Origin of the sequence: Pseudomonas atacamensis (assembly GCF_017167965.1) — a bacterium.
Lineage (GTDB): Bacteria > Pseudomonadota > Gammaproteobacteria > Pseudomonadales > Pseudomonadaceae > Aquipseudomonas > Aquipseudomonas atacamensis.
Genome location: NZ_CP070503.1, coordinates 655,305 through 680,481 on the forward strand (window position 1 = coordinate 655,305; position 25,177 = coordinate 680,481).

At 60.9% G+C, this 25,177-nt stretch carries 23 protein-coding genes; 10 read left to right on the forward strand and 13 right to left on the reverse strand.

All coding sequences use genetic code 11. The annotated features are described in order from the left end of the window. Positions 1-39 precede the first annotated feature (39 nt). From JWU58_RS02995 to fdhA, 3 genes are all read left to right on the forward strand, one after another. Positions 40-672: a sarcosine oxidase subunit gamma gene (locus JWU58_RS02995; RefSeq protein ID WP_122692407.1), complete on the forward strand. Its 633-nt coding sequence runs from the start codon at positions 40-42 to the stop codon at positions 670-672. Positions 673-861: 189 nt separating this feature from the next. Beyond that, a complete protein-coding gene (gene purU, locus JWU58_RS03000) occupies positions 862-1,719 on the forward strand; it encodes a formyltetrahydrofolate deformylase (protein WP_016772833.1) in 858 nt (285 codons plus the stop codon). A gap of 125 nt (positions 1,720-1,844) precedes the next feature. Continuing rightward, the gene (fdhA, locus tag JWU58_RS03005) at positions 1,845-3,044 is read left to right on the forward strand and encodes a formaldehyde dehydrogenase, glutathione-independent (protein ID WP_016772834.1); all 1,200 of its coding nucleotides are present in this window, start codon (positions 1,845-1,847) and stop codon (positions 3,042-3,044) included. A 58-nt stretch (positions 3,045-3,102) separates the two neighbouring features. Here fdhA and JWU58_RS03010 read toward each other — a convergent pair whose 3' ends face one another. Both JWU58_RS03010 and JWU58_RS03015 read right to left on the reverse strand, forming a co-directional pair. Continuing rightward, the gene (locus tag JWU58_RS03010) at positions 3,103-3,315 is read right to left on the reverse strand and encodes a cold-shock protein (protein ID WP_206421467.1); all 213 of its coding nucleotides are present in this window, start codon (positions 3,313-3,315) and stop codon (positions 3,103-3,105) included. Between the two features lie 302 nt (positions 3,316-3,617). Next, entirely contained in the window at positions 3,618-3,959 is a 342-nt protein-coding gene (locus JWU58_RS03015; RefSeq protein ID WP_123443807.1) for a hypothetical protein, read from the reverse strand. A gap of 375 nt (positions 3,960-4,334) precedes the next feature. Here JWU58_RS03015 and JWU58_RS03020 point away from each other — a divergent pair, with 375 nt between their 5' ends. Beyond that, positions 4,335-4,892, forward strand: coding sequence for a DUF2780 domain-containing protein (locus tag JWU58_RS03020; RefSeq protein ID WP_123443808.1), 558 nt, complete (start codon positions 4,335-4,337; stop codon positions 4,890-4,892). A gap of 1 nt (position 4,893) precedes the next feature. Here the strand turns inward: JWU58_RS03020 and JWU58_RS03025 are convergent, their stop codons facing one another. Continuing rightward, on the reverse strand, positions 4,894-5,781 hold the full coding sequence (locus JWU58_RS03025) for an acyltransferase (RefSeq protein WP_123443809.1): 888 nt from the start codon (positions 5,779-5,781) through the stop codon (positions 4,894-4,896). 258 nt (positions 5,782-6,039) lie between these two features. Between JWU58_RS03025 and rloA2 the strand changes: the two genes are divergently transcribed. From rloA2 to creD, 4 genes are all read left to right on the forward strand, one after another. After that, positions 6,040-6,546, forward strand: coding sequence for a retropepsin-like aspartic peptidase RloA2 (gene rloA2, locus JWU58_RS03030; RefSeq protein ID WP_016772839.1), 507 nt, complete (start codon positions 6,040-6,042; stop codon positions 6,544-6,546). Between the two features lie 69 nt (positions 6,547-6,615). Next, positions 6,616-7,296 carry a two-component system response regulator CreB gene (gene creB / locus JWU58_RS03035; RefSeq protein ID WP_024014583.1) on the forward strand — a complete coding sequence of 227 codons (681 nt, stop codon included), beginning with the start codon at positions 6,616-6,618 and terminating at the stop codon, positions 7,294-7,296. Beyond that, a complete protein-coding gene (gene creC / locus JWU58_RS03040) occupies positions 7,296-8,714 on the forward strand; it encodes a two-component system sensor histidine kinase CreC (RefSeq protein WP_206421468.1) in 1,419 nt (472 codons plus the stop codon). The genes creB and creC overlap by 1 nt, the downstream gene beginning before the upstream one ends. A gap of 131 nt (positions 8,715-8,845) precedes the next feature. Continuing rightward, positions 8,846-10,213: a cell envelope integrity protein CreD gene (gene creD / locus JWU58_RS03045; protein ID WP_206421469.1), complete on the forward strand. Its 1,368-nt coding sequence runs from the start codon at positions 8,846-8,848 to the stop codon at positions 10,211-10,213. A 199-nt stretch (positions 10,214-10,412) separates the two neighbouring features. Here creD and JWU58_RS03050 read toward each other — a convergent pair whose 3' ends face one another. The 8 genes from JWU58_RS03050 to JWU58_RS03085 form a co-directional block, all read right to left on the reverse strand. After that, complete coding sequence (locus JWU58_RS03050) at positions 10,413-11,042, reverse strand: glutathione S-transferase (RefSeq protein WP_016772843.1); 630 nt, start codon at positions 11,040-11,042, stop codon at positions 10,413-10,415. A gap of 163 nt (positions 11,043-11,205) precedes the next feature. Next, positions 11,206-11,385: a hypothetical protein gene (locus JWU58_RS03055; protein WP_016772844.1), complete on the reverse strand. Its 180-nt coding sequence runs from the start codon at positions 11,383-11,385 to the stop codon at positions 11,206-11,208. After that, positions 11,382-12,512, reverse strand: coding sequence for a PepSY-associated TM helix domain-containing protein (locus tag JWU58_RS03060; RefSeq protein WP_206421470.1), 1,131 nt, complete (start codon positions 12,510-12,512; stop codon positions 11,382-11,384). Before JWU58_RS03060 ends, JWU58_RS03055 begins: the two co-directional genes overlap by 4 nt. Before the next feature lie 74 nt (positions 12,513-12,586). Next, a complete protein-coding gene (locus JWU58_RS03065; protein WP_016772846.1) occupies positions 12,587-15,013 on the reverse strand; it encodes a TonB-dependent siderophore receptor in 2,427 nt (808 codons plus the stop codon). A 258-nt stretch (positions 15,014-15,271) separates the two neighbouring features. Further along, positions 15,272-16,246 carry a FecR domain-containing protein gene (locus JWU58_RS03070; protein WP_016772847.1) on the reverse strand — a complete coding sequence of 325 codons (975 nt, stop codon included), beginning with the start codon at positions 16,244-16,246 and terminating at the stop codon, positions 15,272-15,274. After that, positions 16,243-16,719 (reverse strand): RNA polymerase sigma factor, encoded by a 477-nt coding sequence (locus tag JWU58_RS03075; RefSeq protein WP_189691481.1) that lies wholly within the window; start codon positions 16,717-16,719, stop codon positions 16,243-16,245. Before JWU58_RS03075 ends, JWU58_RS03070 begins: the two co-directional genes overlap by 4 nt. 346 nt (positions 16,720-17,065) lie before the next feature. Next, positions 17,066-17,773: a 3'-5' exonuclease gene (locus JWU58_RS03080; RefSeq protein ID WP_197891300.1), complete on the reverse strand. Its 708-nt coding sequence runs from the start codon at positions 17,771-17,773 to the stop codon at positions 17,066-17,068. After that, entirely contained in the window at positions 17,770-19,704 is a 1,935-nt protein-coding gene (locus JWU58_RS03085) for a putative nucleotidyltransferase substrate binding domain-containing protein (RefSeq protein WP_336342533.1), read from the reverse strand. Before JWU58_RS03085 ends, JWU58_RS03080 begins: the two co-directional genes overlap by 4 nt. 255 nt (positions 19,705-19,959) lie before the next feature. Here JWU58_RS03085 and JWU58_RS03090 point away from each other — a divergent pair, with 255 nt between their 5' ends. Next, a complete protein-coding gene (locus JWU58_RS03090) occupies positions 19,960-20,406 on the forward strand; it encodes a response regulator (protein ID WP_016772851.1) in 447 nt (148 codons plus the stop codon). Between the two features lie 204 nt (positions 20,407-20,610). Here JWU58_RS03090 and JWU58_RS03095 read toward each other — a convergent pair whose 3' ends face one another. Then, on the reverse strand, positions 20,611-22,788 hold the full coding sequence (locus tag JWU58_RS03095; RefSeq protein ID WP_125916566.1) for a malate synthase G: 2,178 nt from the start codon (positions 22,786-22,788) through the stop codon (positions 20,611-20,613). Positions 22,789-23,411: 623 nt separating this feature from the next. Here JWU58_RS03095 and JWU58_RS03100 point away from each other — a divergent pair. Next, positions 23,412-23,930: a glycine cleavage system transcriptional repressor gene (locus JWU58_RS03100; RefSeq protein ID WP_206421471.1), complete on the forward strand. Its 519-nt coding sequence runs from the start codon at positions 23,412-23,414 to the stop codon at positions 23,928-23,930. 222 nt (positions 23,931-24,152) lie between these two features. Here the strand turns inward: JWU58_RS03100 and rarD are convergent, their stop codons facing one another. Further along, positions 24,153-25,040, reverse strand: coding sequence for an EamA family transporter RarD (gene rarD / locus JWU58_RS03105; protein WP_041476730.1), 888 nt, complete (start codon positions 25,038-25,040; stop codon positions 24,153-24,155). Between the last annotated feature and the right edge of the window lie 137 nt (positions 25,041-25,177).

Consider the following 25,177-nt stretch of genomic DNA (forward strand, 5'->3'; position numbering starts at 1 on the left):
AGAGCGTGGGAACGATCAACAGAATTCAGAAGGTGCTTTATGACCACAGCCAATGTTTACCAGCAACGCCCGACCACTGGCGCCAAGGCCGAATCGTCGCTGCACCATGCCGACCTCGCCAGCCTGGTCGGCAAGGGCCGCAAGAACGCCGGCGTGATCGTGCGGGAAAAGAAACTCCTCGGCCACCTGACCATTCGTGGCGATGGCCACGATGCAGCCTTCGCGGCCGGTGTGCACAAAGCGCTTGGCATTGAATTGCCCGGCGCGCTGAGCGTGATCGTCAAAGGCGACACCAGCCTGCAGTGGATGGGCCCGGACGAGTGGCTGCTGATCGTGCCAAGCGGCGAAGAATTCGCCGCCGAGCAGAAACTGCGCGAAGCGCTGGGCGATCTGCACATTGCCATCGTCAACGTCAGCGGCGGCCAGCAGATCCTCGAACTGAGCGGGCCGAACGTGCGTCAGGTGCTGATGAAATCCACCAGCTATGACGTGCACCCGAACAACTTCCCGGTCGGCAAAGCGGTGGGCACGGTGTTCGCCAAATCGCAGCTGATGATTCGTCATACCGCCGAAGACACCTGGGAACTGCTGATCCGCCGCAGCTTCTCGGATTACTGGTGGTTGTGGTTGCAGGATGCTTCGGCCGAGTACGGCCTCAGCGTTCAGGCCTGAAAGATCAAAAGCTACCCCCTCACCCCAGCCCTCTCCCCCAAGGGGGAGAGGGGAAAGGGAGCAGATAGATGATCGTTCCCACGCTCCGCGTGGGAATGCATCCCGGGACGCTCCGCGTCCCAAGAGCGGACGCAGAGCGTCCATGGCGGCATTCCCACGCAGAGCGTAGGAACGATCAGAGGAAAAAATATGAGCCGCGCCCCAGACACATGGATTCTGACCGCCGACTGCCCCAGCGTCCTCGGCACGGTGGACGCGGTCACGCGTTTTCTGTTCGAGCAGGGCTGTTATGTCACCGAGCACCACTCGTTCGATGACCGCCTCTCGGGGCGCTTCTTCATTCGCGTGGAATTCCGTCAGCCTGATGGTTTCGACGAACAATCTTTCCGCGCAGGTTTGGCCGAGCGCGGAGAAGCGTTCGGCATGCTCTTCGAGCTGACCGCGCCGAACTACCGGCCGAAAGTGGTGATCATGGTCTCCAAGGCCGATCACTGCCTCAACGACTTGCTCTATCGCCAGCGCATCGGTCAGTTGTCGATGGACGTGGCGGCGGTGGTGTCCAACCATCCGGATCTCAAGCCGTTGGCCGACTGGCACCAGATTCCCTACTACCATTTCCCTCTCGACCCCAACGACAAACCGGCGCAGGAGCGTCAGGTCTGGCAGGTGATCGAAGAGGCCGGTGCCGAACTGGTGATCCTCGCCCGCTACATGCAGGTGCTGTCGCCGGAGCTGTGCCGCAAGCTCGACGGCAAGGCGATCAACATTCATCACTCCCTGCTGCCGGGCTTCAAGGGCGCCAAGCCGTATCACCAGGCCTACAACAAGGGCGTGAAACTGGTAGGCGCGACGGCGCATTACATCAACAACGATCTCGATGAAGGGCCGATCATCGCCCAGGGCGTCGAGGCGGTGGATCACAGTCATTATCCCGAGGACTTGATTGCCAAGGGCCGGGATATCGAAGGCCTGACCTTGGCGCGGGCGGTTGGGTATCACATCGAAAGAAGGGTGTTCCTGAACGCCAACAGAACTGTCGTTCTTTAGCGCAAGCTCCAAGCTCCAAGCTCCAAGCCGCAAGAACAAGCGGTCAGCACACTTCTTGCGGCTTGTAGCTTGCCGCTTGAAGCTCAATCAACTCTCTACCCAACAACAAATATAGAGGTGATGGCATGTCTGGCAATCGTGGTGTGGTGTATCTCGGCGCTGGCAAGGTCGAAGTACAGAAAATCGACTATCCGAAAATGCAGGACCCGCGTGGTCGCAAGATCGAGCACGGGGTCATTCTTAAAGTGGTTTCCACCAACATCTGCGGCTCCGACCAACACATGGTGCGCGGTCGGACCACGGCGCAGACCGGTCTGGTGCTGGGTCACGAAATCACCGGCGAGGTGATCGAAAAGGGCTCGGACGTCGAAAACCTGAAGATCGGCGATCTGGTCTCTGTTCCGTTCAACGTGGCTTGCGGGCGCTGCCGTTCCTGCAAGGAGCAACACACCGGCGTCTGCCTGACCGTCAACCCGGCCCGTGCCGGCGGCGCATACGGTTACGTCGACATGGGCGACTGGACCGGTGGCCAGGCCGAATACGTGCTGGTGCCGTACGCCGACTTCAACCTGCTGAAACTGCCGGATCGCGACAAGGCCATGGAGAAAATCCGCGACCTGACCTGCCTCTCCGACATCCTCCCGACCGGTTACCACGGCGCCGTCACTGCCGGCGTTGGCCCGGGGAGCTCCGTGTACATCGCCGGCGCCGGTCCGGTCGGTCTGGCCGCTGCCGCTTCCGCACGTTTGCTCGGTGCGGCGGTGGTGATCGTCGGCGACGTCAACACCATCCGCCTGGCCCACGCCAAGGCACAGGGTTTTGAGGTCGTCGACCTGTCCAAAGACACCCCGCTGCACGAACAGATCGCCGCGCTGCTGGGCGAGCCGGAAGTAGATTGCGCGGTGGACTGCGTCGGTTTCGAAGCACGCGGCCACGGCCACGACGGCGTCAAGGCCGAAGCCCCGGCCACGGTGCTCAACTCACTGATGGGCGTGGTGCGCGTTGCCGGCAAGATCGGTATCCCGGGCCTGTACGTCACCGAAGATCCGGGCGCCGTCGACGCAGCCGCGAAAATGGGCAGCCTGAGCATCCGCTTCGGCCTGGGCTGGGCCAAATCCCACAGCTTCCACACTGGGCAAACGCCAGTGATGAAGTACAACCGCCAGTTGATGCAGGCGATCATGTGGGATCGCATCAACATTGCTGAAGTGGTCGGCGTGCAAGTGATCAGCCTCGATCAGGCGCCGGAAGGTTACGGCGAGTTCGACGCCGGCGTGCCGAAGAAGTTTGTGATTGATCCGCATAAGTTGTTCAGTGCGGCGTAAGGTTTTAGCGCAACGCAAAACGGCGACCTCAGGGTCGCCGTTTTGGTTGGATTTGCGCTCATTCAGCGCGAACTTGGCATGCTTTCATTCCTGTATTTCCCTTCTCGGCCACAAATGAAACTTTTTGCCCGACTTGGAAAGCTTTGAACCCATCGCTTTCGATATCCTTGTGATGGACCGGGATTTCGGGGCCTCCGTCAGCGGGTGTAATACCGCCAAAACCTTTTTCATCGTTAAACCACTTTACGGTACCGCTTTGTCTATTTGACATGTCAATGCTTCCCGTTTAATTGTCAAAAAGGGGCATCGCAACCAGGCTTTATTTATTCTCTCGTCACGAACCGGTCCAACCTCCATTGCTTTCTACTTTGTCCTTCTTTTAGAGTTTTGTATTTCCTCCGGTATGATCGGTCTTTTAATAACGAAAAGAACACCGCTCCCGGTAGAGTTAATAAAACCAAGCTTTATCTTCGTTAAATTACTTGACGGTACCGGTTTGTACTGATGCAGACGATCGGTTTTGTCCATGTAAAAAGTAAAAAGGACAACCCTTGGAGTTGCCCTTTTTGCGCGTTACTTTTCCTGTTCTTCAAACGAGCATTTTTTGGCATCTCCATCGGTGACTGCGCAATCATCCGAAGGCTTACCTTCCTTGTCCTTCCAACCGGTCCCAGTGGCTTTAATCGGAGTACCGTTTCTGTAACCGGATGAGGCGCCTAGGTCGCCCTTGCCTTCGTAGCGACAAACGACAACGGAATCGGCGCTGTCTTTGTCTTTAAGGCGTGCAGAGGTGAAGGTGAGATCTTCGTTGTCTTGAGAGTGGGTAATTGAAACTGTCGGGCAAGTGGCTGCATAGGCGGTGCCCATCATTGCAATACTTACCAAAATACCCGCCGCAATTTTCAGCTTCATCATTCGTACTCCGTTACATTAAAAGAGCAAGAATGGTCTCCTTGTTTGCACCTATCGCCAACTGTCAGATGTGACAGTTTTTTAGTCTTGTTAGAAATATGTTCTCTAATTAATAGCAGATAAACGGCATAAGGATTCCTGCCTTTTGCATCACTTAGACTATTTTCACAGGAACTGCCAAAGGCTACGCTCCTTTGAATCTTTGGGTTTGGAAAGGCTGCCAATATCCCTCTATCGCGAGGACCCGACCTCCGGTTAATCTGCTGGAAAATGATGACAATGGAAGTGCAGGAGGAGGAACACGCCAGCCGATCCCCGGTCAAACCGGCAGTTTCGTCGCCGTTGTCCGGTGGCAGCTTTTCCCAAGAGGATGTCTGAATGAAGATTTCACGCGGTTTTGCCTTGGCATCGCTCCTGACCCTGGCCGCCGGGCCGGTGTTTGCCGGTTTCAGTTTGAACGACGTGGCCGGTGCGGTAGCGGGGATGCAGGGTGGCGACAAGGCGGCTGCTGCGGCGCCGACCTCGGAGACCGCTGGTTTGTTGAGTGCCTTGAGTGCGCTGGACGTCACGCCGGAGCAGGCCGTTGGCGGTACCAGCGCGATGCTCGGGCTGGCGAAAAATCAGTTGAGCAGCACCGACTACTCGCAACTGGCCAAGGAAGTGCCGGGTATCGACAAGTTGTCCGGTGGCAGCGGCAATCTGGCGGCGCTCGGGGCTTTGCTCGGTTCGTCCGGCAAGTCCGCCGGGCTTGAGAATGCGCTGGGTAATGTCAAAGACAGCAACGACCTGAACAACGCGTTCAGCGCGCTGGGCATGGACAGCGGCATGATCGGCCAGTTTGCCCCGGTGCTCCTGCAATACCTCGGTCAGCAGGGTGTCGGCGGTTCGCTGCTGAGCAGCCTCGGCAGCATCTGGGGCACCGGCACCGGCACTTGAGTCAGCCGCGCTCGTTGCGCAGTTCGGCGATGCGCTGATCCTTTTCGATCCAGAGCTGGTTGACCCAGTTCTGGACGTGTTGGCGAAAGGCCGGATCTTTCTCGTAATCGCCCTGCCACAGCGCCGGGTCGAGTTCGCGGGTCCTGATGTCGATGATCACTCGCGGCACGTTGCCGCTGATCAGGTCCCAGAAGCCCGGGATTTTTTCCTGCGGATACACCACCGTCACATCGAGCATCGCATCGAGTTGTTCACCCATCGCCGCCAGCACGAACGCCACGCCGCCGGCTTTGGGTTTGAGCAAGTGGTTGAACGGTGATTCCTGCTGGGTGCTTTTCGCCAGGGTGTAGCGCGTGCCTTCCAGATAATTCACCACCGTTACCGGCTGGCGCTTGAACAGCTCGCACGCCGCTTTGGTGATTTCCAGATCCTTGCCCGCCAGCTCGGGGTTCTTTGCCAGAAAGGCTTTGGTGTAGCGCTTCATGAACGGGTAATCCAGCGCCCACCACGCCAAGCCGAGGAACGGCACCCAGATCAGCTCTTTTTTCAGAAAGAATTTGAAGAACGGCGTGCGCCGGTTGAGGGTCTGGATCAGTGCCGGAATGTCGACCCACGATTGATGGTTGCTGACCACCAGATAGGACGTGTCGCGGCGCAGATCGTCGCCGCCGCGAATGTCCCACTGCGTCGGGATGCACAGCCGGAAGATCAGCTTGTCGATCTCGGCCCAGGTCTCGGCAATCCACATCACCGCCCCCGATGCGTAATCCCGCCAGCGCCCGGGTGCAACCAGCTTGAGCAGGGCGAACACCATCAACGGCCCGATCAGGATCAGGGTGTTGAGCAACAGCAGCAGGGTGACGAAACAGCCGGTGAGCAGGCGGCGCATAAGCAACTCTAAGAAGTGGCAGGGGCTGGCCATGATAAGCAGCTTCGTGCGACAGGCCAAATCGGCGCTGACGAATGTTTCACTTCAGTCCCATTAACCTGATCGTTCCCACGCTCTGCGTGGTAACGCCGCCCGGGACGCTCCGCGTCCCCTGTGACGCAGAGCGTCACTGGATGCATTCCCACGCAGAGCGTGGGAACGATCAACCGCGCGACGGTCTAAAATGCCGTTGCCTAACCTCCCAAGGAAGCCCCTTACGTGAAATCCCTCCTTGCTCTGTTTGCTCTCGTCGCGCTGCCGGTCATGGCCGCCGAGCCGACGCTGTACGGTCGCTACGAATACATCGCGCTGCCGGAAATCGGTGGCGAAGTGCTCAAGGCCAAGATGGACACTGGCGCGCTGACCGCCTCGCTGTCGGCGAAGGACATCGAGACCTTCACCCGTGATGGCGAAGACTGGGTGCGTTTCCGCCTCGCCACCAAAGACGCCAGCAACAAGGTCTTCGAGCATAAGGTCGCGCGCATCAGCAAGATCAAAAGCCGTTCCGACGAGGACGATGAAGAGCGCGACAGCAGCGATGTCGCCAAGCGTCCGGTGGTCGATCTGGAACTGTGCCTGGGCAACGTCAAGCGCACCGTCGAGGTCAACCTGACCGACCGCAGCCACTTCAACTATCCGCTGCTGATCGGCGCCAAGGCCTTGCGCGAGTTCGGCGCGGCGGTCAATCCGGCGCGGCGTTACACCGCCGACAAGCCTGACTGCTAAGTGGTCTGATTGACGTAACCCCGGGCTTGGGGCACCGTTCGCGCACTCACTGCCACGGGCTCGGACGCCATGCCGCACATCCTGATTGTCGAAGACGAAGCGGCGATTGCCGACACATTGATTTTTGCCTTGCAGGGCGAGGGGTTCAGCACCACGTGGCTGAACCTCGGCGCGGCGGCGCTGGAGCATCAGCGGCAAACCCCGGCCGACCTGATCATTCTCGATATCGGTCTGCCGGACATCAGTGGCTTCGAAACCTGCAAGCAATTGCGGCGCTTCACGGAAGTGCCGGTGCTGTTTCTCAGCGCCCGCGACGCCGAGATCGACCGCGTGGTGGGTCTGGAGATCGGTGCCGACGATTACGTGGTCAAGCCGTTCAGCCCGCGTGAAGTGGCAGCGCGGGTCAAAGCCATCCTCAAACGCATGGCGCCGCGCGCAACCCTGGAAGCAGGCTCAACGCTGTTTCGCATCGATGCCGAACGCGTACAGATCAGCTATCGCGGCCAGCCGCTGAGCCTGACCCGCCATGAATTCCGCTTGTTGCAATGCCTGCTCGAACAACCTGAGCGGGTGTTCAGCCGCGAGCAATTGCTCGATGCGCTGGGCGTAGCGGCCGACGCCGGTTACGAGCGCAGCATCGACAGCCACATCAAAAGCCTGCGCGCCAAGTTGCGCCTGGTACGTGCCGAGGCCGAGCCGATCCAGACCCATCGCGGCCTCGGTTACAGCTACAGCCCGGGGCACAGCTGATGTCGCTGGGGCTGCGGATCTTTCTGGTGTATGTGCTGTTTGTCGGCCTGACCGGTTATTTCGTCCTCAACACGGTGATGGAAGAAATTCGCCCCGGCGTGCGCCAGTCCACCGAAGAGACGCTGGTGGACACCGCCAACCTGATGGCAGAAATCCTGCGCGACGATTTCAAGGCCGGCACCCTCAGCGAGAACCGCTGGCCGCAATTGCTCCGCGCCTATGGCGAGCGGCAGCCGCAAGCGACCATCTGGGGCTTGCCGAAAAACCAGGTCAACCACCGCATCTACGTCACCGACGCCAAGGGCATCGTTGTGCTCGACTCCAGCGGCGTCGCGATCGGCCAGGATTATTCGCGCTGGAACGACGTCTACCTGACCCTGCGCGGCGAGTACGGCGCGCGCTCCAGCCGCAGTGATCCTGACGATCCGAGCTCTTCAGTGATGCACGTCGGCGCGCCGATTCGCGACAATGGCAAGATCATCGGCGTGGTCACCGTGGCCAAGCCCAACAGTTCGCTGCAGCCCTACGTCGATCGCACCGAGCGGCGCTTGCTGTTTTACGGCGCCGGACTGATCGGCCTCGGCCTGCTCTTCGGTGCCTTGCTCTCATGGTGGCTCAGCCGCGCGCTGCACCGTTTGACCGGTTATGCCCAGGCGGTGAGCGAAGGCCGGCGCGTGGAAGTGCCGCACTATCGCGGCGGCGAACTGGAGCAACTGGCCACAGCGGTCGAGCAGATGCGCACGCAGCTCGAAGGCAAGGCCTACGTCGAGCGCTACGTGCACACCCTGACCCATGAATTGAAAAGTCCGCTGGCGGCGATCCGGGGCTCAGCGGAGCTGTTGCAAAGCGAGATGCCGCCCGTCCAGCGTTTGCGCTTTGTCAGCAACATCGACAGCGAAAGCGCGCGGATGCAGCAGTTGATCGAGCGCCTGCTTAATCTGGCGCAGGTGGAACAGCGCCAAGGGTTGGAAGAAAGGGTGGCAGTGCCGCTGGCGCTGTTGGTCGCAGAACTGTTCCAGGCGCAGGCCGCGCGAATCGAGGGCAAACTACTGCGCGTCGAGCAAGTGATCGGCGAGGATCTGCTGTTGATTGGCGAGCCGTTTCTGCTGCGCCAGGCGTTGGGCAATCTGCTGGAAAACGCACTCGATTTCACCCCGGCGCAGGGCTTGTTGCGCTTGAGCGCCGAGCGGGTTGGCGAGCAGGTCGAGTTCCGCCTGTTCAACCAGACCACGCCGATTCCCGATTACGCCTTGCCGCGTTTGACCGAACGCTTCTACTCGTTGCCGCGCCCGGACAGCGGACGCAAGAGCACCGGGTTGGGGCTGAACTTCGTTGAGGAAGTGGTCAAGCTGCATGGCGGGGTGGTGCGCATTGGCAATGTCGAGGGCGGGGTTGAGGTGGTATTGCGCTTGCCGTGAGACCCCGTTGCTGCCTTCGTGAGCAGGCTCGCTCCCACAGGGAATGCATTCTCCACACAATCTCCATATTCCCCCCACACTGCCACCACACCGTATCAGCAGACTCCTCCCATCCAAACAGGGAGAGTCCCATGAACAAGAATCTGACCATCAAACTCGGCGCGATCGCCTTGCTGATCCTGCTGTTGCTGATCCCCTTGCTGATGATCGATGGCATCATCGATGAGCGTCAGCAACTGCGCGACGGTGTGCTCGAAGACATCGCGCGCAGCTCCAGTTACAGCCAGCAGCTGACCGGACCGGTGATGGTGGTGCCGTATCGCAAGGTGGTGCGCACCTGGAAGACCAACGAGAAAACCAACAAGCGCTACGAAGAGGTCAGCGAAGCGCGCGGGCGTTTGTACTTTCTGCCGGAGCGTTTCGAGCTCGACGGCCAGGTGCAGACCGAATTGCGCAAACGCGGCATTTACGAGGCGCGACTGTTCCACGCCGATAACCGTATCGACGGGCATTTTTCCCTGCCGGCGCAGTTGGGCATCAAGGAAAATTTTGCCGATTACCAATTCGACGCGCCGTTCCTTGCCGTCGGTATCAGCGATATTCGCGGCATCGAAAACGCGCTGAAACTCGAGCTCGGCGGCCAGCAACTGGATTTCGTGCCCGGCAGCGAAGTGGCCTGGATCGGCGAGGGTGTGCACGTCACCCTGCCGGCGCTCGACGCCAGCAAAGCCACGCAACTGACCTTCGGTTTCGACCTGCGTCTGCAAGGCACCGGCTCGCTGCGTGTGGTGCCGGTGGGCAAGACCAGCAGCGTCAGCCTCGCCGCCAATTGGCCGCACCCCAGCTTCGTCGGCAACTTCCTGCCGGCCAAGCGCGAGATCAACGATCAGGGTTTCAGCGCCGACTGGCAGACCTCGTTTTTCTCCACCAACCTGCAAGAGGCGATGGAGCGCTGCGTCGCTGGCGACTGTGATGCACTCAACGGGCGCAGCTTCGGCGTGAGCTTCATTGATCCGGTGGATCAGTACCTGAAGAGCGACCGGGCGATCAAATACGCGCTGCTGTTCATCGTTCTGACCTTCGCCGGTTTCTTCCTCTTCGAAGTGCTGAAAAGCCTGGCGGTGCACCCGGTGCAATACGCCTTGGTCGGTGTGGCGCTGGCGTTCTTTTACCTGCTGCTGTTGTCGCTGTCGGAACACATCGGTTTTGCGCTGGCGTACCTGCTGTCGGCGAGTGGCTGCGTGTTGTTGATTGGCTTCTATGTCAGCCACGTCCTGCGCAGCGCGCGGCATGGCTTGAGTTTTTCGGCGGGGCTGGCGGCGCTGTATGGCCTGCTCTACGGATTGCTCAGCGCCGAGGATTACGCGCTGCTGATGGGCTCGCTGATGCTGTTCGGTCTGCTCGGCGTGTTCATGGTGCTGACGCGCAAACTGGACTGGTACGGGATTGGTTTGAAGTCCGCCAAGCCGCTGGAGTTTGATGTGGAGGCGATGCAATGAGCGGGTTGAGGGCTGAGCGCAGGGAAGTGGCGGTTCTGCTGACGCTGATTGTTGCAGCGCTGCCGCCAGAACCGAGGTGGTGCCATCGCTGGCAAGCCAGCTCCCACAGGATATATGCCGACACACAGGTCAGCGGTCTGTCCCGATTCAATGTGGGAGCTGGCTTGCCAGCGATGGGGGCAGATCAGGCGCCGCAAAATCAGGACTTGGGCATCGTCGCCACCATGGACGGTCGCTGACTCACCTCGAAATACCAGTTGGCCAGTTGCGGATTGGCTGCACGCCAGTCCATGTCCGGGAAGCGCAGATCCAGATAGCCCAGCGCGCAGGCCACGCTGATCGCCGCGACATCGAAGTGGCTGGTCAGCTCGGCAATCGCTTCGCTCTCTAGCACGGCGAGGGCGCGGCGGATCTTGTCGCGCTGAGCGTCCAGCCATTCGTCCCAGTGTTTTTCCACCGGGCGCAGCACGGTTTCATAACGCACCATCACCGAGGCATCCATGATCCCGTCAGCCATCGACGCCAGCGTCAGGCGCCGCCAGCGCGCCGCACCTTCACGGGGGATCAGCGGATTGCCGACGTGCTGCTGGTCGAGGTACTCGAGGATGACGCGGCTGTCATGGATGACATTGCCATCGGCCAGGCGCAGGGCGGGGATTTTGCTCAACGGGTTGTCGGCGATCAGCTCCGGGTTCGGGCTGACCGGGCTGAGCACGCAGTCTTGCAGCGCGACGCGATCCTGCTGACCGGTTTCGTGGAGCAGCACCATGACCTTGCGGACGAAGGGCGACAGGGTGTTGTGGTACAGGGTCATGCTGGGGGCGGACATGGGCAAGGTCTCGATCATGACAATGATCGGGCAGCATAGCCTGCTCGCGTCCGGCGCAGAACCCATGTGGGAGCGAGCCTGCTCGCGAAGGCGTCGTGACAGTCGACTTTGATGTTGAGTGTCCGGGCGCTTTCGCGAGCAGGCTCGCTCCCACAAGGGATTCTCAGCTTCGCGGCAGAAAACCTCTTATCGCCAGAAATGCCGGGACGCCAAGCCCGACCCAGCTCAAGGCATCCCAGATTCCATCCCCCAGCAACGCCGCAAACAGCCCCGCCGCACTGAGCAGGGCGATCACGATCGGTGTACTGAAGACTTTCCAAAAACTCGATTGACGCGGCTTCATGCCGAGGCCTCCGCCGGTTCCAGAACAGGCTTGGCCGCCTTGCGCCGCACTACCCAAAGGTAAACGCCACTGGCCAACACAATGATTGTCAGCACATCCAGGGTTGCCCAGAGAATCTTCATCGGCATGCCGCCGTAGTCACCAAAGTGCAGCGGCTGCGACATGCCCATGGCGTCCATGTACCACGGCCGTTCGGCCACGGCGGTGACTTGCAGCGTCGTGGCGTCGATCAATACCGGTGTCAGCAGGTGCGAGGTCAGGTGCGTGCCGCCCTTCATGAACACCGCGTAATGGTGCTCGCTGGAAAAGCGCGTGCCGGGGAAGGCGATGAAATCCGGCTTCATCCCCGGTGCGACTTCCTCGGCGATGTCGAGCAGCCGCGTAACCGGCGCCAGTTGGGTCAGCGGCGGCGCATCGCGATACGGCGCGATCAGCGTGGTCAACGCGTCGTTGCGCCAGGCGGCGATGAGCAGGTCGGCGCAGGCGCTGATCACCCCGGTCACGCCCACCACCAGGCACCAGGTCAGGGTCACGACGCCAATCAAATTGTGCAGATCGAGCCAGCGCAGCCGCGTGGATTTGTCCTGACGCACGGTGCCGAATTTCAAGCGGCGCATGAATGGCAGGTACAGCACCGTGCCGGAGATGATCGCCACGACAAACAGCAGCCCCATGAACGCCAGCAGCAGCTTGCCCGGCAGCCCGGCAAACATGTCGACGTGCAGGCGCAGGATGAACAGCATCAGGCCACCGTTGGCCGAAGGGGTTTCCAGCGCTTCGCCAGTGCGCGCATCGAGCATGAAGGTGTGCGAAGAGTTCGGCTCGGTGTCGGCCGTCTTGGCCATGATCGCGAACGCCGCGTTCGGCTCTTCGTCGTCATAACCGAAGTACTGCATGACTTCGCCCGGGCGATGTTTCTGCGCGGCATCGACCAGTTGCTGCAGGTCGAGTTGCGGCGTGTCGGCCGGCATCTCGCGCAGCTCCGGGGCGTTGCCCAGCGCGTGATCAATCTCGTGGCTGAAAATCAGCGGCAGACCGGTCAGCGCCAGCATCAGCAGAAACACCGTGCAGATCAGGCTGGTCCAGGTGTGGATGAACGACCAGCGGCGGATGGTTTTACTTTTCATTGCATGACCTTCAAAAACACCAAAGCCGTCCGGTACGGACGGCCTGGGAACAGGGCCTGTTTCAGCTCACTGGCTTACCACTTGTAAGTGGCGCTGGCGACGACACTGCGCTGGTCGCCGTAGTAGCAATAGAAGCTGTCGCAGGTGGAAATGTAGTCCTTGTCGAACAGGTTGGTCGCGTTCACCGCCAGCGATGCACCTTTGAGACTGTTGTCCAGACGGCCCAGATCATAATGCACGCTGGCGTCGAACACGGTATAGGCATCGGCCTTGCCCAGCCAGGTGTTGGCCTTGTCGCCGTAGGTGTTGCCGGTGTAGCGCACGCCGGCACCGATACCGAAACCGTCGAGCACGCCGGCGTGCCAGGTGTAGTCGGTCCACAGCGAGGCTTGTTGGTTGGGCATCAGTTGCAGGCGGTTGCCCTTGTCGACGCCTTTCTGCACTTCGGACTTGGCCAGGGTGTAGGCAGCGATAACTTTGAGGTTGTCAGTCACATCCGATACGGCTTCGAGTTCCAGGCCTTTGACCTTCACTTCGCCAGTCTGGCTGGTCACCGAGACGTTGTTGACGAAGGTGTTCACCGCGACGTTCTTCTGGGTCAGGTCATACACGGCGGCGGTCAGCAGGGTCTTGCTGCCCGGAGGCTGGTATTTGACGCCCAGTTCCCACTGCTTGCCTTCGGTTGGCTTGAGCGAGCCGGTCGAGGTGGCATCGGCGCCCGTGGTCGGCTGGAACGATTCGGCGTAGGACAGGTACGGCACGAAGCCGTTGTCGAAGACGTAGCTGAGCGCCGCGTTGCCGCTGAATTTCTTGTCGCGCTGGGTGTTGGTGGCGTCGCTCTGGTTGATGAATTGGGTGCTGGTGTGCACCCAGTCTTCACGGCCGCCGAGGGTCAGGCGCCACTGGTCGAGAGCCATTTGGTCCTGCACGTAGAGACCGGTCTGGTAGGTCTTCTGGTTGTAGTCGTAAAACGCCGTGGAGCGCGCCGGACGTACGATCGGCTGGCCGTAGATCGGGTTGATGACGTTGGTTTGCAGACCATCCCCAAAGATCGAGGTGTAGTTGGTGTTGCTGCGCTGGTGATCCAGACCCAGCAGCAAGGTGTGGCGAATCTCACCCGTGGCGAAGTCGGCCTGGAAGTTGTTGTCCACGGCAAACTGGCTGATGTCTTCGTCGACGCTGGTGCTGGTGCGGCCGACGTTGCCCTCTGCATCCACGGTGGTGAACGGATAGGAACCAGGGGTCAGCGACTGGAACGACAGGTCCGACTTGGTGTAGCGCAGGTTCTGTTTGAACTGCCAGACATCGTTCAACCGATGTTCGAAGGCATAACCCAGCGCGTAGTAGGTGCGGTCGTAGTATTCCCAATCCGGATCGCCGAGATTCTTGTGATGGGAAATATCACCGAGCGGCGATTTGATCTTCGTGCCCTGGATCGGCAGAAACTGGCTGGTGATGCCGGTGTCGTCGCGGGTGAACTGGCTCAGCAGAGTGAGTTTGGTGTCGTCATCGATGTTCCAGGTCAGGCTCGGCGCGATGTTGTAGCGCTTGTTGTCGACGTGATCGACCTGGGTGCCGCTGTCGCGCACCACGCCGCTGAGGCCATAGAGAAACTGCCCGGCGTCATCGATCTTGCCGGTGCTGGCGAAGTTGATCTGGCGGTGATTGTCGCTGCCGTATTGCAACTGGATTTCGCTGCTGGCTTCAGCGCTCGGGCGGCGGCTGACCATGTCGAGCAAACCGCCCGGCGGGGTCTGGCCGTACACCGACGAGGCCGGACCGCGGAGCAGGGCGAGGCGGTCGAGGTTCCAGGTTTCCTGTTTCGGGTTGGCGTACACGCCTTTGGGCAGCGGCAGGCCATCGAGGAACTGGGTCGGTTCGAAACCGCGCACGCGCAGCCAGTCGGCGCGGGTGTCGCTGCCGTAGCTGCTGGCGGTGATGCCCGGCATGTAGCGCACGGCATCATCGAGGCTGTGCACGCTGCGGTCGTCCATTTGCTGACGGGTTGCCACCGAAATCGAACGCGGTGCTTCGACCAGCGCAGTGTCGGTCTTGGTGCCGGCGGCGGTGCGGGTCGCGGTGTAGCCTTCGACCGGGCCCCACGCGCTTTCGAAGTTTTCCACGCCGATGACCGAAGTTTCCGGCAGGGCCAGCGTGCCTTCCGGCACGGCCACCAGGGTGTAAGTGCCGGCGCTGCTCTGTTCCAGTTGCAGACCGGTGCCGCGCAAAGCCGCGCGCAGGGCGCCGGCGGCGTCGTACTGGCCGTTGACCGGCGCCGAGGTTTTGCCGGCGGCCAGCGCAGGATTGAGCGACAGGGCGAGGCCGCCCTGGCTGGCGATCTGGTTCAGGGTGGTCGACAGCGGCGCCGCCGGCAGGTTGTAGGCGCGCACGCTGGACGCTTGCTCAGCGGCGAGCAACGGGCTGCTGATCAGCGGCGTGCCGAAAGCGATGGCAAAAGCCAGCAGACTGGGGCGCAACAAGGTGTCTGGCGAACGGGACATACGGCGGCTCCTGAATGGAAATATTTCTCAATTGCCTGTGTGCCGGACGAGATTGGAAAAGTGATAGGGCTGGGTGGAAATTCTTTTTTGCGGGAAATGGTTGTGCGGCTGATGGCGCCTTCGCGAGCAGGCTCGCTCCCACACTGATCATTCCCACGCTCCGCGTGGGAATGCCTCAATGAACGCTCTGCGTCCGCTTCGGCAGGGACGCAGAGCGTCCCGGGCTGCATTCCCACGCAGAGCGTGGGAACGATCATGTCAAGGGGCGGAGGGCTCCGCCTTCGCCACGGTGACCCAATACGGCGTATGCCGCTCGATCTGCACTGGCAGAGTCGGCAGCAATGCACTCAGTGCCTTGTCGGTGTCATGCAACGGAAAACTGCCGGTAATGCGCAGATCGGCCACTTCCGGCGCCACACCCAGATGGCCACGACGATAGCGCCCCAACTCGTGCACCAGATCGCCCAGCCGGGCGTTGTCCACCACCAGCATGCCGCGCGTCCAGGCATCGGCGCCGGGGGCGAGGGCGGCAATCGAGCCCAGCCCGTCACTGCGCAACAGCACCTGCTGGCCTTCGCGCAGAACCAGTTCTTGCGGGTTGGCCTGGGCATGGGCCGCGACCGCCGACTGCAACACGCTCAGGCGTGTGCCATCGTCCTCGCGCTTGACCAGAAACCGCGTGCCCAGCGCGCGCATGCTGCCTTCGCGGGTTTCGACGATGAACGGCCGCGCGTCGCCATGCCCGGTCTCGACGAGAATTTCGCCTTCCTGCAACACGATCAAGCGGCGTTCGTCATCGAAGCGTACGTCGACCGCGCTGTGGGTATTGAGGTTGAGCAGAGTGCCGTCGGACAGGCGCACGGTGCGCTGTTCACCGGTGGCGGTGCGCTGATCGGCGAGCCAGTAATCCAGCGGCAGGTAGCGCTCACTGACAAACAGCCCGAGCCCGATGATCACCACGACACTGGCCAGCCCGCTGCCGAGTTTGCGCACGCGCCGGCGAATGCCTTCGCGCGATTGCAGCAACGCACTTCGGGCCGGGCCCTTGGCGACGCTGAAGCGCTGATCGAGCATGCCCAACTGACGCCACGCGCGGGCGTGTTCTTCATGGGCCGCGTGCCATTTGGCGAATTCCTCGCGCTCCAGTGCGGTGCTCGAATCGAGGGTCAATTGCCAGGCAATCGCCGCGTCCAGCACATGCGCCGGCACCGGGCGCGAACTGGCCGCCGTCATGTCGGCTCACCGTACAGGGCGATGTAGCACTGGCGCAGGCCTTGGGCCAGATACTGCCGCACGCGCGGTACCGAGACACCGAGTTTGTCTGCGATTTCGGCGTGGCTGAGGCCGTCGAGGCGGTTGTACAGGAAGGCCGCGCGGGCCTTGGTCGACAACTTGCCGAGCAGGCGATCAATGGCTTTGAGGTCGTCGAGGATCATTTGCTGTTCTTCCACCGACGGTTGTTCGTCTTCGGGGATCAGCATCAGTTCGGTGAGGTAGGCCTGTTCCAGCGCGGCGCGGCGGAAGTAGTCGAACAACAGGCCTTTGGCGATCGCCACCAGAAACGCCCGAGGTTCGCGCGGCGTCAGCAGTTCGTCGCGGTTGAGCAGGCGCACGAACGTGTCCTGGCTCAGGTCTTCGGCACGCTGCGGACACGCCACATTGCGCCGCAACCACGCCAGCAGCCAACCGCGATGGTCGCGATACATCGCACCGACGAGCTCACTGTGGGGGTTGGGCACTGACGACACCGGACATCACCGATTGGGAAATGTTAACTAACGAGAATAGTTCGCGATTCTGGCAGAGGTGGGAATGGTTAGCAATTGGCCACTGGTCAGGTGATGAATCAAGGGCAGCCCCTCACCCTAGCCCTCTCCCGTAGGGAGAGGGGACTGATCGGGGGATATTCTGGAGGTACACCGACCTGAACGATTTTCAGCGATTCCTCAATCGACTCGGTCTTTCAGGTCGATATAAGGCTTCAGACACCACGATCGGCTCCCTCTCCCTCTGGGAGAGGGCTGGGGTGAGGGGTTTTTGATTTGAATGATTCTAAAAGGACGGCGCCTGCTGCCGCCGCTTCCACTGGCTCAACCGCTGCTGCAACTGCAACGGACTGTAAATCTGCTGCGCCCGCGCGCGGCTGAACAGAATCAATGCCAACTCCGCCGTGGCCAGCGCATCGGCACTCGCGTTATGCCGCTCGAACACTTCAAGCCGGAACCACTCGATCCACTCATCCAGTCCGGCCTCGCGAATCTGCGCCTGCGGACATAACAGCGGCGCAATGTCCGCCACATCCAGAAACACATGCTGCAGCTTATGCCCCAAGTGCTCCTTCACTGCACGCCCGAGCATGTGCTGATCGAACGGCGCGTGAAACGCCAGCACCGGGCTGTCGCCGATGAACTCCAGCAACTCCAGCAACGCTTCCGCCGGGTCGCTGCCTGCGGCAATCGCATTCGGCCCCAAGCCATGAATCAGTACGCTGGGGCTGAGCTTCAGCTCGCGACATTGCAGCGTGCGCTCGAACTGCTGGCTGAAATCGATCGCGCCGTCTTCGATCACCACCGCGCCGATCGACAGAACCCGATCCTTGCTCATATTCAGGCCGGTGGTTTCCAGGTCCAGCACCACCCAGCGCTGCTCGCGCAGGCTGCATTCGCTCAGTCCGGCAAGCGCCGGCAGCTTCGCCAGCCGCTGCTGCAAATCCGCCGACACCACGGGGCTGGCCGGGCGTAGCCAGGAGAACAGGCTCATAGCTGATACCGCAAGGTCAGGCTGCTTTGCAGGCGCTGCGCCTGGCGCAGGGATTCGCGCAGGATGCGCCGGTCGAGATGATTGAGGCTGTCGGGATCGACGCGGTTGGAGTACGGCTGGTTCTCCCGGGTCTGCAACTGATGCTGCTGCATCCGCGTTTGTTGAATGAAGTGATACGCCTCTTCATACGCCGCGCCGTCGAGCGGCTCGATGACCTCTTTATCGACCAGTTGGCGAAAGCGTTCGAGGGTGTTGTTGGCGTCGATGCCGTTGGCCAGCGCCAGCAAACGGGCACCGTCGACGAACGGCGTCAGGCCCTGGATTTTCAGATCCAGCGTGGCCTTCTCACCGTTCTTGCGGGCCAGCACGAATTCACGGAAGCGCCCAACGGGAGGGCGATTGCGCAGCGCGTTCTCGGCCAGCATGCGCTGGAACAGACGGTTGTCAGCGACCTGATCGAGGATGCCCCGGCGCAATTGCTCGCAGCCTTGCTCATCGCCCCAGACCACGCGCAGGTCGAAATAAATGCTCGAGCCCAGCAGGTTCTCCGGCGTGGCTTCGCGGATGAACGCCGCGAAGCGCCGCGCCCATTCGGCCCGCGACAGACACAGCTCGGGATTGCCGGCCATGATGTTGCCCTTGCACAGAGTGAAACCGCACTGCGCCAGGCTCTGGTTGATCTGCTGGGCAATCGGCAGCAGCTTGCCGCGAATCTCTGCTGCGTGCGCGGCATCGCGGGCATCGAACAGGATGCCGTTGTCCTGGTCGGTGTGCAGCGTCTGCTCGCGCCGACCCTCGCTGCCGAAACACAGCCAGCTGAACGGCACGCCCGGGTCGCCCTTTTCGGCGAGGGTCAGTTCGATCACCCGACACACCGTGTGATCGTTGAGCAGGGTGATGATGTGAGTGATCTGCGTCGACGACGCGCCGTGGGCGAGCATGCGCTCGACCAGTTGGCCGATCTCGCCGCGCAAGGTCACCAGTTGTTCGACCCGTTGCGCGCTGCGGATGGTCCGGGCCAGGTGCACCAGATCGACCCGTTGCAGGGAGAACAGGTCACGCTCGGACACCACGCCGCACAAGCGCTGATCCTTGACCAGGCAGACGTGAGCAATGTGCCGCTCGGTCATGGCGATCGCCGCATCGAAGGCACTGTGATCCGGCGACAGATAAAACGGTGATCGAGTCATGTGCTGTTCGATGGCGTCGCTGAAATCACCGACACCTTCGGCGACCACATGGCGCAAATCGCGCAGGGTGAAAATCCCCAGCGGCGCCTTGTGCTCATCCACCGCGACGATGCTGCCGACCTGTTGCTCGTGCATCAGCTTCACCGCTTCACGCAGTGGCGTATCGGCGCTGCAAGTCACCGGATGGCGCATCGCAAGTTCACCGAGACGTGTGTTCAGCGAGTATTGGGTGCCGAGGGTCTCCACGGCTTTTTGCTGGACTTGCTGGTTGACCTGATCGAGCAGGCTGCTCACCCCACGCAAGGCGAAATCGCGGAAGGCGCTGGAGAGGGCGAACAGTTTGATGAACGCCAGTTTGTTCAGTTGCAGGCAGAAGGTGTCTTCGCCCGCCAGATGTTCGGTGCGCGTGGCGCGTTCACCGAGCAGCGCGGCCAGCGGAAAGCACTCGCCGGTGGTGATTTCGAACGTGGTCTCTGTGCCGGGCTTGGTGATGTGCTGGCGTTCGCCGACCACCCGACCCTGTTTGACGATATGAAAGTGTTCCACCGGGCCGTCGGCCGGTTTGATGATGCTCTCGCCCTGGGCGAAAAAACGCAGCTGACATTGCTCCACCAGATAGGCGAGGTGGGCGTGTTCCATCTGATTGAAGGGCGGGAAGCGCTGGAGGAATTGCAGGGTGCCCTGAATGTTCTGCAACACCGCGGTTTTCCCTGCCTGGGTGAAGGCGTCCGCTTTGCTCATAACCATTACCGCAGTCTTTTTCGAATTGTTGTTGTCGGATCGTTGCGACCATGGTCGGCCCCGGCGGGCAGGGTGCCCATTGGACGTAAGTCTAGGTTTTGCCACCATTGGCCGATTTTCGGAAATAACCTACGCAAAAGCTCGGAAAAGCTTGCGCTAGCCACTTGGAAAAAATTCCGACGAAGTGCACATTGAAGCGCTGTCCGGTGATGTCTGACGACTTGCCAGGGATTGTTTGAACATTTAGAGAGCGCCATGTCCGACCACGATATTTTGAGCGACGCCGAGCGGGAAGCGCTCAGCGCAGTGATGCTCGAACCTGATCTGCCGCCGCAGCGTGTCCTGATCGTCGACGACGACAAGGACGCCCGCGAGCTGTTGTCGGAGATTCTCGCGCTGGACGGCATTCGCTGCATGACCGCAGCCAGCGGTGAAACCGCGCTGAAAATGCTCGATGAAAAGCCTTCGATCGGTTTGGTGATTACCGACCTGCGCATGGGCAATGTCGATGGCCTCGAGCTGATTCGCCAGGTGCGTGAATCGGTACGTGCAGCGATGCCGATCATCATCGTCTCCGGCGATGCCGACGTGAAAGATGCGATCGAAGCGATGCACTTGAGCGTGGTGGATTTTCTGCTCAAGCCGATTGATACGGGGAAGTTGCTTGAGCTGGTGAAACACGAATTGGGCATAGAACCCTAAGACATATTTCGCCGCCCAGCAGATGATCGTTCCCACGCTCTGCGTGGGAATGCATCAATGGACGCTCTGCGTCCGCAGTTGTGGGACGCGGAGCGTCCCGGGCTGCATTCCCACGCAGAGCGTGGGAACGATCAATCCACCTCGAAAACAAAAAGGCCCTGATCTCTCGATCAGGGCCTTTTTCATTCCAACCATCAACTCAAGTCACAGACCATTCTTGGCCTTGAACTCGCGACGACGACGGTGCAGCACCGGCTCGGTGTAGCCGTTCGGTTGCTTGGTGCCTTCGATGACCAGTTCGACTGCCGCCTGGAAGGCGATGTTGCTGTCGAAGTCCGGTGCCAGCGGGCGATACAGCGGGTCGTTGGCGTTCTGGCGGTCAACCACCGGCGCCATGCGCTTGAGGCTTTCCATCACTTGCTCTTGGCTGACGATACCGTGGCGCAGCCAGTTGGCGATGTGCTGGCTGGAGATACGCAGCGTCGCGCGGTCTTCCATCAAACCGACATCGTTGATGTCTGGCACTTTCGAGCAACCGACACCCTGGTCGATCCAGCGCACCACGTAACCGAGAATGCCCTGGGCGTTGTTGTCCAGTTCGTTCTTGATCTGCTCTGGCGTCCAGCTTGGGTTCACTGCCAGTGGAATGGTCAGGATGTCGTCCACCGAGGCGCGCGCACGTTTGGCCAGTTCGGCCTGACGCGCAAACACGTCAACCTTGTGGTAGTGCAGCGCGTGCAGCGCAGCGGCAGTCGGCGATGGCACCCAGGCAGTGTTGGCGCCGGCGAGTGGGTGAGCGATTTTCTGCTCGAGCATCGCGGCCATGAGGTCCGGCATCGCCCACATGCCTTTACCGATTTGCGCACGACCTTGCAGGCCAGTGCTCAGACCGATATCGACGTTCCAGTTCTCGTAGGCGCCGATCCACTTCTCGGTCTTCATGTCCGCCTTGCGCACGACAGGGCCGGCTTCCATGGAGGTGTGGATTTCGTCGCCTGTGCGGTCGAGGAAACCGGTGTTGATGAACACCACACGCTCGCTGGCCGCCTTGATGCAAGCCTTGAGGTTGACCGTGGTGCGGCGCTCCTCGTCCATGATCCCGACTTTCAGGGTGTTGCGCGGCAGGCGCAGGACGTCTTCGATGCGCCCGAACAGCTCGTTGGTGAACGCCGCTTCTTCCGGGCCGTGCATTTTCGGTTTGACGATGTACACCGAACCGGTGCGGGTGTTGCGCCGCGAGGTGTTGCCGTTGAGGTTGTGCATTGCTGCCAGGCAAGTCACCAGACCATCGAGGATACCTTCCGGTACTTCGTTGCCTTGGCTGTCGAGGATCGCATCGATGGTCATCAGATGGCCGACGTTGCGCACGAACAACAGCGAACGACCGTGCAGGGTCACTTCACCGCCGTTGGGCGCGGTGTAGGTGCGATCCGGGTTCATGGTGCGGGTGAAGGTCTGGCCGCCCTTGGACACGGATTCCGCGAGGTCGCCCTTCATCAGGCCGAGCCAGTTGCGGTAGATCACCACTTTGTCGTCGGCATCAACGGCGGCCACGGAGTCTTCGCAGTCCATGATCGTGGTCAGCGCCGCTTCCATGAGGATGTCTTTGACGCCGGCGGCGTCGGTCTGGCCGACCGGGGTGCTGGCGTCGATCTGGATTTCGAAGTGCAGGCCGTTGTGCTTGAGCAGCACCGCGATCGGCGCGTTGGCGTCGCCCTGGAAACCGATCAACTGAGCGTCATCGCGCAGGCCGCTGTTGCTGCCGCCCTTCAGAGTGACGACCAGTTTGCCGTCAGCGATTTTGTAGCCGGTCGAATCGACGTGGGAGCCTGCGGCCAGAGGCGCCGCTTCGTCGAGGAAGGCGCGGGCGAAGGCGATGACTTTGTCGCCACGCACTTTGTTGTAGCCTTTGCCTTTTTCCGCGCCGCCGTCCTCGCTGATCGCGTCGGTGCCGTAGAGAGCGTCGTACAGCGAACCCCAGCGGGCGTTCGAAGCATTGAGCGCGAAGCGCGCATTCATCACCGGCACGACCAGTTGCGGGCCGGCGGTGCGGGCGATTTCATCGTCGACGTTTTGCGTCGTGGCCTGGAAATCAGCCGCTTCTGGCAGCAGATAGCCGATCTCTTGCAGGAAAGCTTTGTAGGCCACGGCATCGTGCGCCTGGCCGGCATGCTGCTGATGCCAGGCATCGATGCGCGCCTGGAAGTCATCGCGTTTGGCGAGTAGGGCTTTGTTCTTCGGCGCCAGGTCGTGAATGACCTTGTCGGCACCTTCCCAGAATTGTTCGGCGGTGAGGCCGGTACCGGGAATGGCTTCGTTGTTCACGAAGTCGAACAGGACTTTGGCGACCTGCAGGCCACCGACTTGAACGTGTTCAGTCATTGCTTGCCTCACTCTGCTCAGCTATTTCGCTTTTCAGCTCGTCAATTTAACAATGAAGCTTCCGGCCATTTAAACCACAAACCTGCGGACCAGTACATGCCATTGCTGGCGGCTGGGCTAGGACCAATCAACGGCTTGGAGGCCTTGCTGACGGGGCTTTCAGGGTTGCGAAGGGCCTTGGGCAGACATCGATCCAGCGTTATGTAGTGCGCGCTGCGGCATACTACATGATGAGTTGCGCTTGTGAAAATCAGACTAATTACGTCGTTCTGCGACCTCATGACGCATTGCGGTCACGTCGCGGAACGGGATGTTCTCAAAAAAGCATTGGATTGTTCCAGCTAAATATCGAAAGTTGTACACATAATTACTGTGGGCCTGCTAAGGAGCAATTTGGGTTTAACGATTTGTGGCGAGGGGATTTATCCCCGTTGGGTGGCGAAGCCGCCCCCTGCGGTCCGGCTGGCAGACCCAATTGGCAGGACTCACGACTGCTGCGCAGCCGGACGGGGATAAATCCCCTCGCCACAGGTCATCATCTGCCCGCACTGGGTCAGGCTGAATCAATCCGCTTGCCTATACTTGCCCTTCGATAACAAAAGTCATGACAAGAGGGCTGCGCCATGGACCATCTCGTACTCACCGTTTTCGCCCCGGACAAGCCCGGGCAGGTCGAGCGCATCGCCCAATGCATTGCCGAGCACGGCGGCAACTGGCTGGAAAGCCGCATGTCACGCATGGCCGGGCAGTTCGCCGGGATTCTGCGCGTGGGTGTGCCGGCGGAGGCTTACGACGAACTGGTCGATGCCCTGCAAGCGCTGTCGGCCCATGGCATTCGGGTACTGATTGCCGAAAGCGGAGTGGAGCAGTCCTGCACGTGGAAACCGATCGCTATGGAACTGGTCGGCAATGACCGACCGGGTATCGTCCGCGATATCACTCGGCTGTTGAGCGAGCACGGTGTGAACCTGGAGCGACTGGTAACTGAGGTGCGCCCGGCGCCGATGAGCAGCGAGCCGCTGTTTCACGCCGAGGCGATTCTGGCGGTGCCACTCACCTTGTCGCTCGACGTTCTGCAGGCGCGCCTGGAAACCCTGGCCGATGATCTGATGGTCGAACTGGTGTTACGCACAGAGGTTTAGCGCAGACAGGGTTATTCAGGTTTAACGTGCACCTGCCTGTGGATAACCTGTAGAGACAGACCGCCACGCCACGCCGGCCGTGGCTTTGCGCAGGTTGATCAAAAAACCGCCAGCATTCAGTGACTTGCGCACAAACGGCGGGGATCACGCTGTGGATAAGCTTGGGAAGGAACGATGCAGGCCACGAGAACCGTGGCCTGCAGAGGTTTGTGCGTTTTTTGATCAGGCGCGCCGGCGCAAACTTATCCACGCATCAACGCTATAGACCGCCAGGCCGGCCCAGATAAACATGAACGCAACCAGCGTGCTGGACGACAAATGCTCGCCAAACAGCAGCACGGCTTGCAGCAACACCAGCGTCGGCGCGATGTATTGCAGGAAGCCGATGGTGGTGTAGGGCAAGTGGCGGGTGGCGGCGTTGAAACACACCAGCGGCACCAGTGTCACCGGGCCGGCGGCCACCAGCCACCAGGCTTCGGAGGTGGTCCAGAAGGCCGGCTGCACACTCGTCGCAGTCTGATTGAACAGCAACCACGCAATCGCGATCGGCACCAGCATCCAGGTTTCCACCACCAGCCCCGGCAGCGCCTTGACCGGCGCCTGCTTGCGGATCAGACCATAGAAACCGAAGGTCAGCGCCAGCGCCAGCGACACCCACGGCAGACTGCCGACCTGCCACACCTGCTGCGCTACGCCGATGGCCGCGAGACCGACCGCAACCCACTGCATGCGCCGCAGCCGCTCGCCAAGGATCACCATGCCCAACAGCACGTTGACCAGCGGATTGATGTAGTAACCCAGACTCGCCTCGAGCATGCGGCCGTTGTTCACCGACCACACGTAGGTCAGCCAGTTGGCCGCGATCAGCGTGCCGCTCAAGGCAAGAATCGCCAGGCGCTTGGGATTGTCGAGCAACTCGCGCAGCCAGCCCGGGTGTTTCCACACCATCAGCAGCAACGCACCGAACAGCGCCGACCACAGCACCCGATGGATGATGATCTCGACGGCCGGGACTTCGGCGATGGCTTTGAAATAGATCGGGAACAGGCCCCAGATGATGTAGGCGCTCAGGCCCAGAATGTACCCGCGACGCGGGTTGGCGGCTTGCATGCAGAATCCTTGCTCAGGCAGCTGACAAAGGAGGGATTGTAAGGAGATTTGTCCGCGAATGTCGTAGACCAATGTTCATAGAATTGTGAACAGCGATCTTGTGGGAGCGAGCCTGCTCGCGAACGCGGTCTGACATT

Excerpts from the sequence above, each read along its gene's own strand:
- JWU58_RS03080 (WP_197891300.1), bottom strand. The coding sequence starts at position 17,773 with ATGAGCCTGTTCTCCTGGCTACGCCCGGCCAGCCCCGTGGTGTCGGCG.
- JWU58_RS03075 (WP_189691481.1), bottom strand. The coding sequence starts at position 16,719 with ATGTATCGCGACCATCGCGGTTGGCTGCTGGCGTGGTTGCGGCGCAAT.
- JWU58_RS03100 (WP_206421471.1), top strand. The coding sequence starts at position 23,412 with ATGGACCATCTCGTACTCACCGTTTTCGCCCCGGACAAGCCCGGGCAG.
- creB (WP_024014583.1), top strand. The coding sequence starts at position 6,616 with ATGCCGCACATCCTGATTGTCGAAGACGAAGCGGCGATTGCCGACACA.
- JWU58_RS03090 (WP_016772851.1), top strand. The coding sequence starts at position 19,960 with ATGTCCGACCACGATATTTTGAGCGACGCCGAGCGGGAAGCGCTCAGC.
- JWU58_RS03015 (WP_123443807.1), bottom strand. The coding sequence starts at position 3,959 with ATGATGAAGCTGAAAATTGCGGCGGGTATTTTGGTAAGTATTGCAATG.
- JWU58_RS03025 (WP_123443809.1), bottom strand. The coding sequence starts at position 5,781 with ATGCGCCGCCTGCTCACCGGCTGTTTCGTCACCCTGCTGCTGTTGCTC.
- JWU58_RS03070 (WP_016772847.1), bottom strand. The coding sequence starts at position 16,246 with ATGACGGCGGCCAGTTCGCGCCCGGTGCCGGCGCATGTGCTGGACGCG.
- creD (WP_206421469.1), top strand. The coding sequence starts at position 8,846 with ATGAACAAGAATCTGACCATCAAACTCGGCGCGATCGCCTTGCTGATC.
- JWU58_RS03095 (WP_125916566.1), bottom strand. The coding sequence starts at position 22,788 with ATGACTGAACACGTTCAAGTCGGTGGCCTGCAGGTCGCCAAAGTCCTG.
- JWU58_RS03055 (WP_016772844.1), bottom strand. The coding sequence starts at position 11,385 with ATGAAGCCGCGTCAATCGAGTTTTTGGAAAGTCTTCAGTACACCGATC.
- fdhA (WP_016772834.1), top strand. The coding sequence starts at position 1,845 with ATGTCTGGCAATCGTGGTGTGGTGTATCTCGGCGCTGGCAAGGTCGAA.
- JWU58_RS03020 (WP_123443808.1), top strand. The coding sequence starts at position 4,335 with ATGAAGATTTCACGCGGTTTTGCCTTGGCATCGCTCCTGACCCTGGCC.
- JWU58_RS02995 (WP_122692407.1), top strand. The coding sequence starts at position 40 with ATGACCACAGCCAATGTTTACCAGCAACGCCCGACCACTGGCGCCAAG.
- JWU58_RS03065 (WP_016772846.1), bottom strand. The coding sequence starts at position 15,013 with ATGTCCCGTTCGCCAGACACCTTGTTGCGCCCCAGTCTGCTGGCTTTT.
- creC (WP_206421468.1), top strand. The coding sequence starts at position 7,296 with ATGTCGCTGGGGCTGCGGATCTTTCTGGTGTATGTGCTGTTTGTCGGC.
- rarD (WP_041476730.1), bottom strand. The coding sequence starts at position 25,040 with ATGCAAGCCGCCAACCCGCGTCGCGGGTACATTCTGGGCCTGAGCGCC.
- purU (WP_016772833.1), top strand. The coding sequence starts at position 862 with ATGAGCCGCGCCCCAGACACATGGATTCTGACCGCCGACTGCCCCAGC.
- JWU58_RS03060 (WP_206421470.1), bottom strand. The coding sequence starts at position 12,512 with ATGAAAAGTAAAACCATCCGCCGCTGGTCGTTCATCCACACCTGGACC.
- JWU58_RS03050 (WP_016772843.1), bottom strand. The coding sequence starts at position 11,042 with ATGTCCGCCCCCAGCATGACCCTGTACCACAACACCCTGTCGCCCTTC.
- JWU58_RS03010 (WP_206421467.1), bottom strand. The coding sequence starts at position 3,315 with ATGTCAAATAGACAAAGCGGTACCGTAAAGTGGTTTAACGATGAAAAA.
- JWU58_RS03085 (WP_336342533.1), bottom strand. The coding sequence starts at position 19,704 with ATGAGCAAAGCGGACGCCTTCACCCAGGCAGGGAAAACCGCGGTGTTG.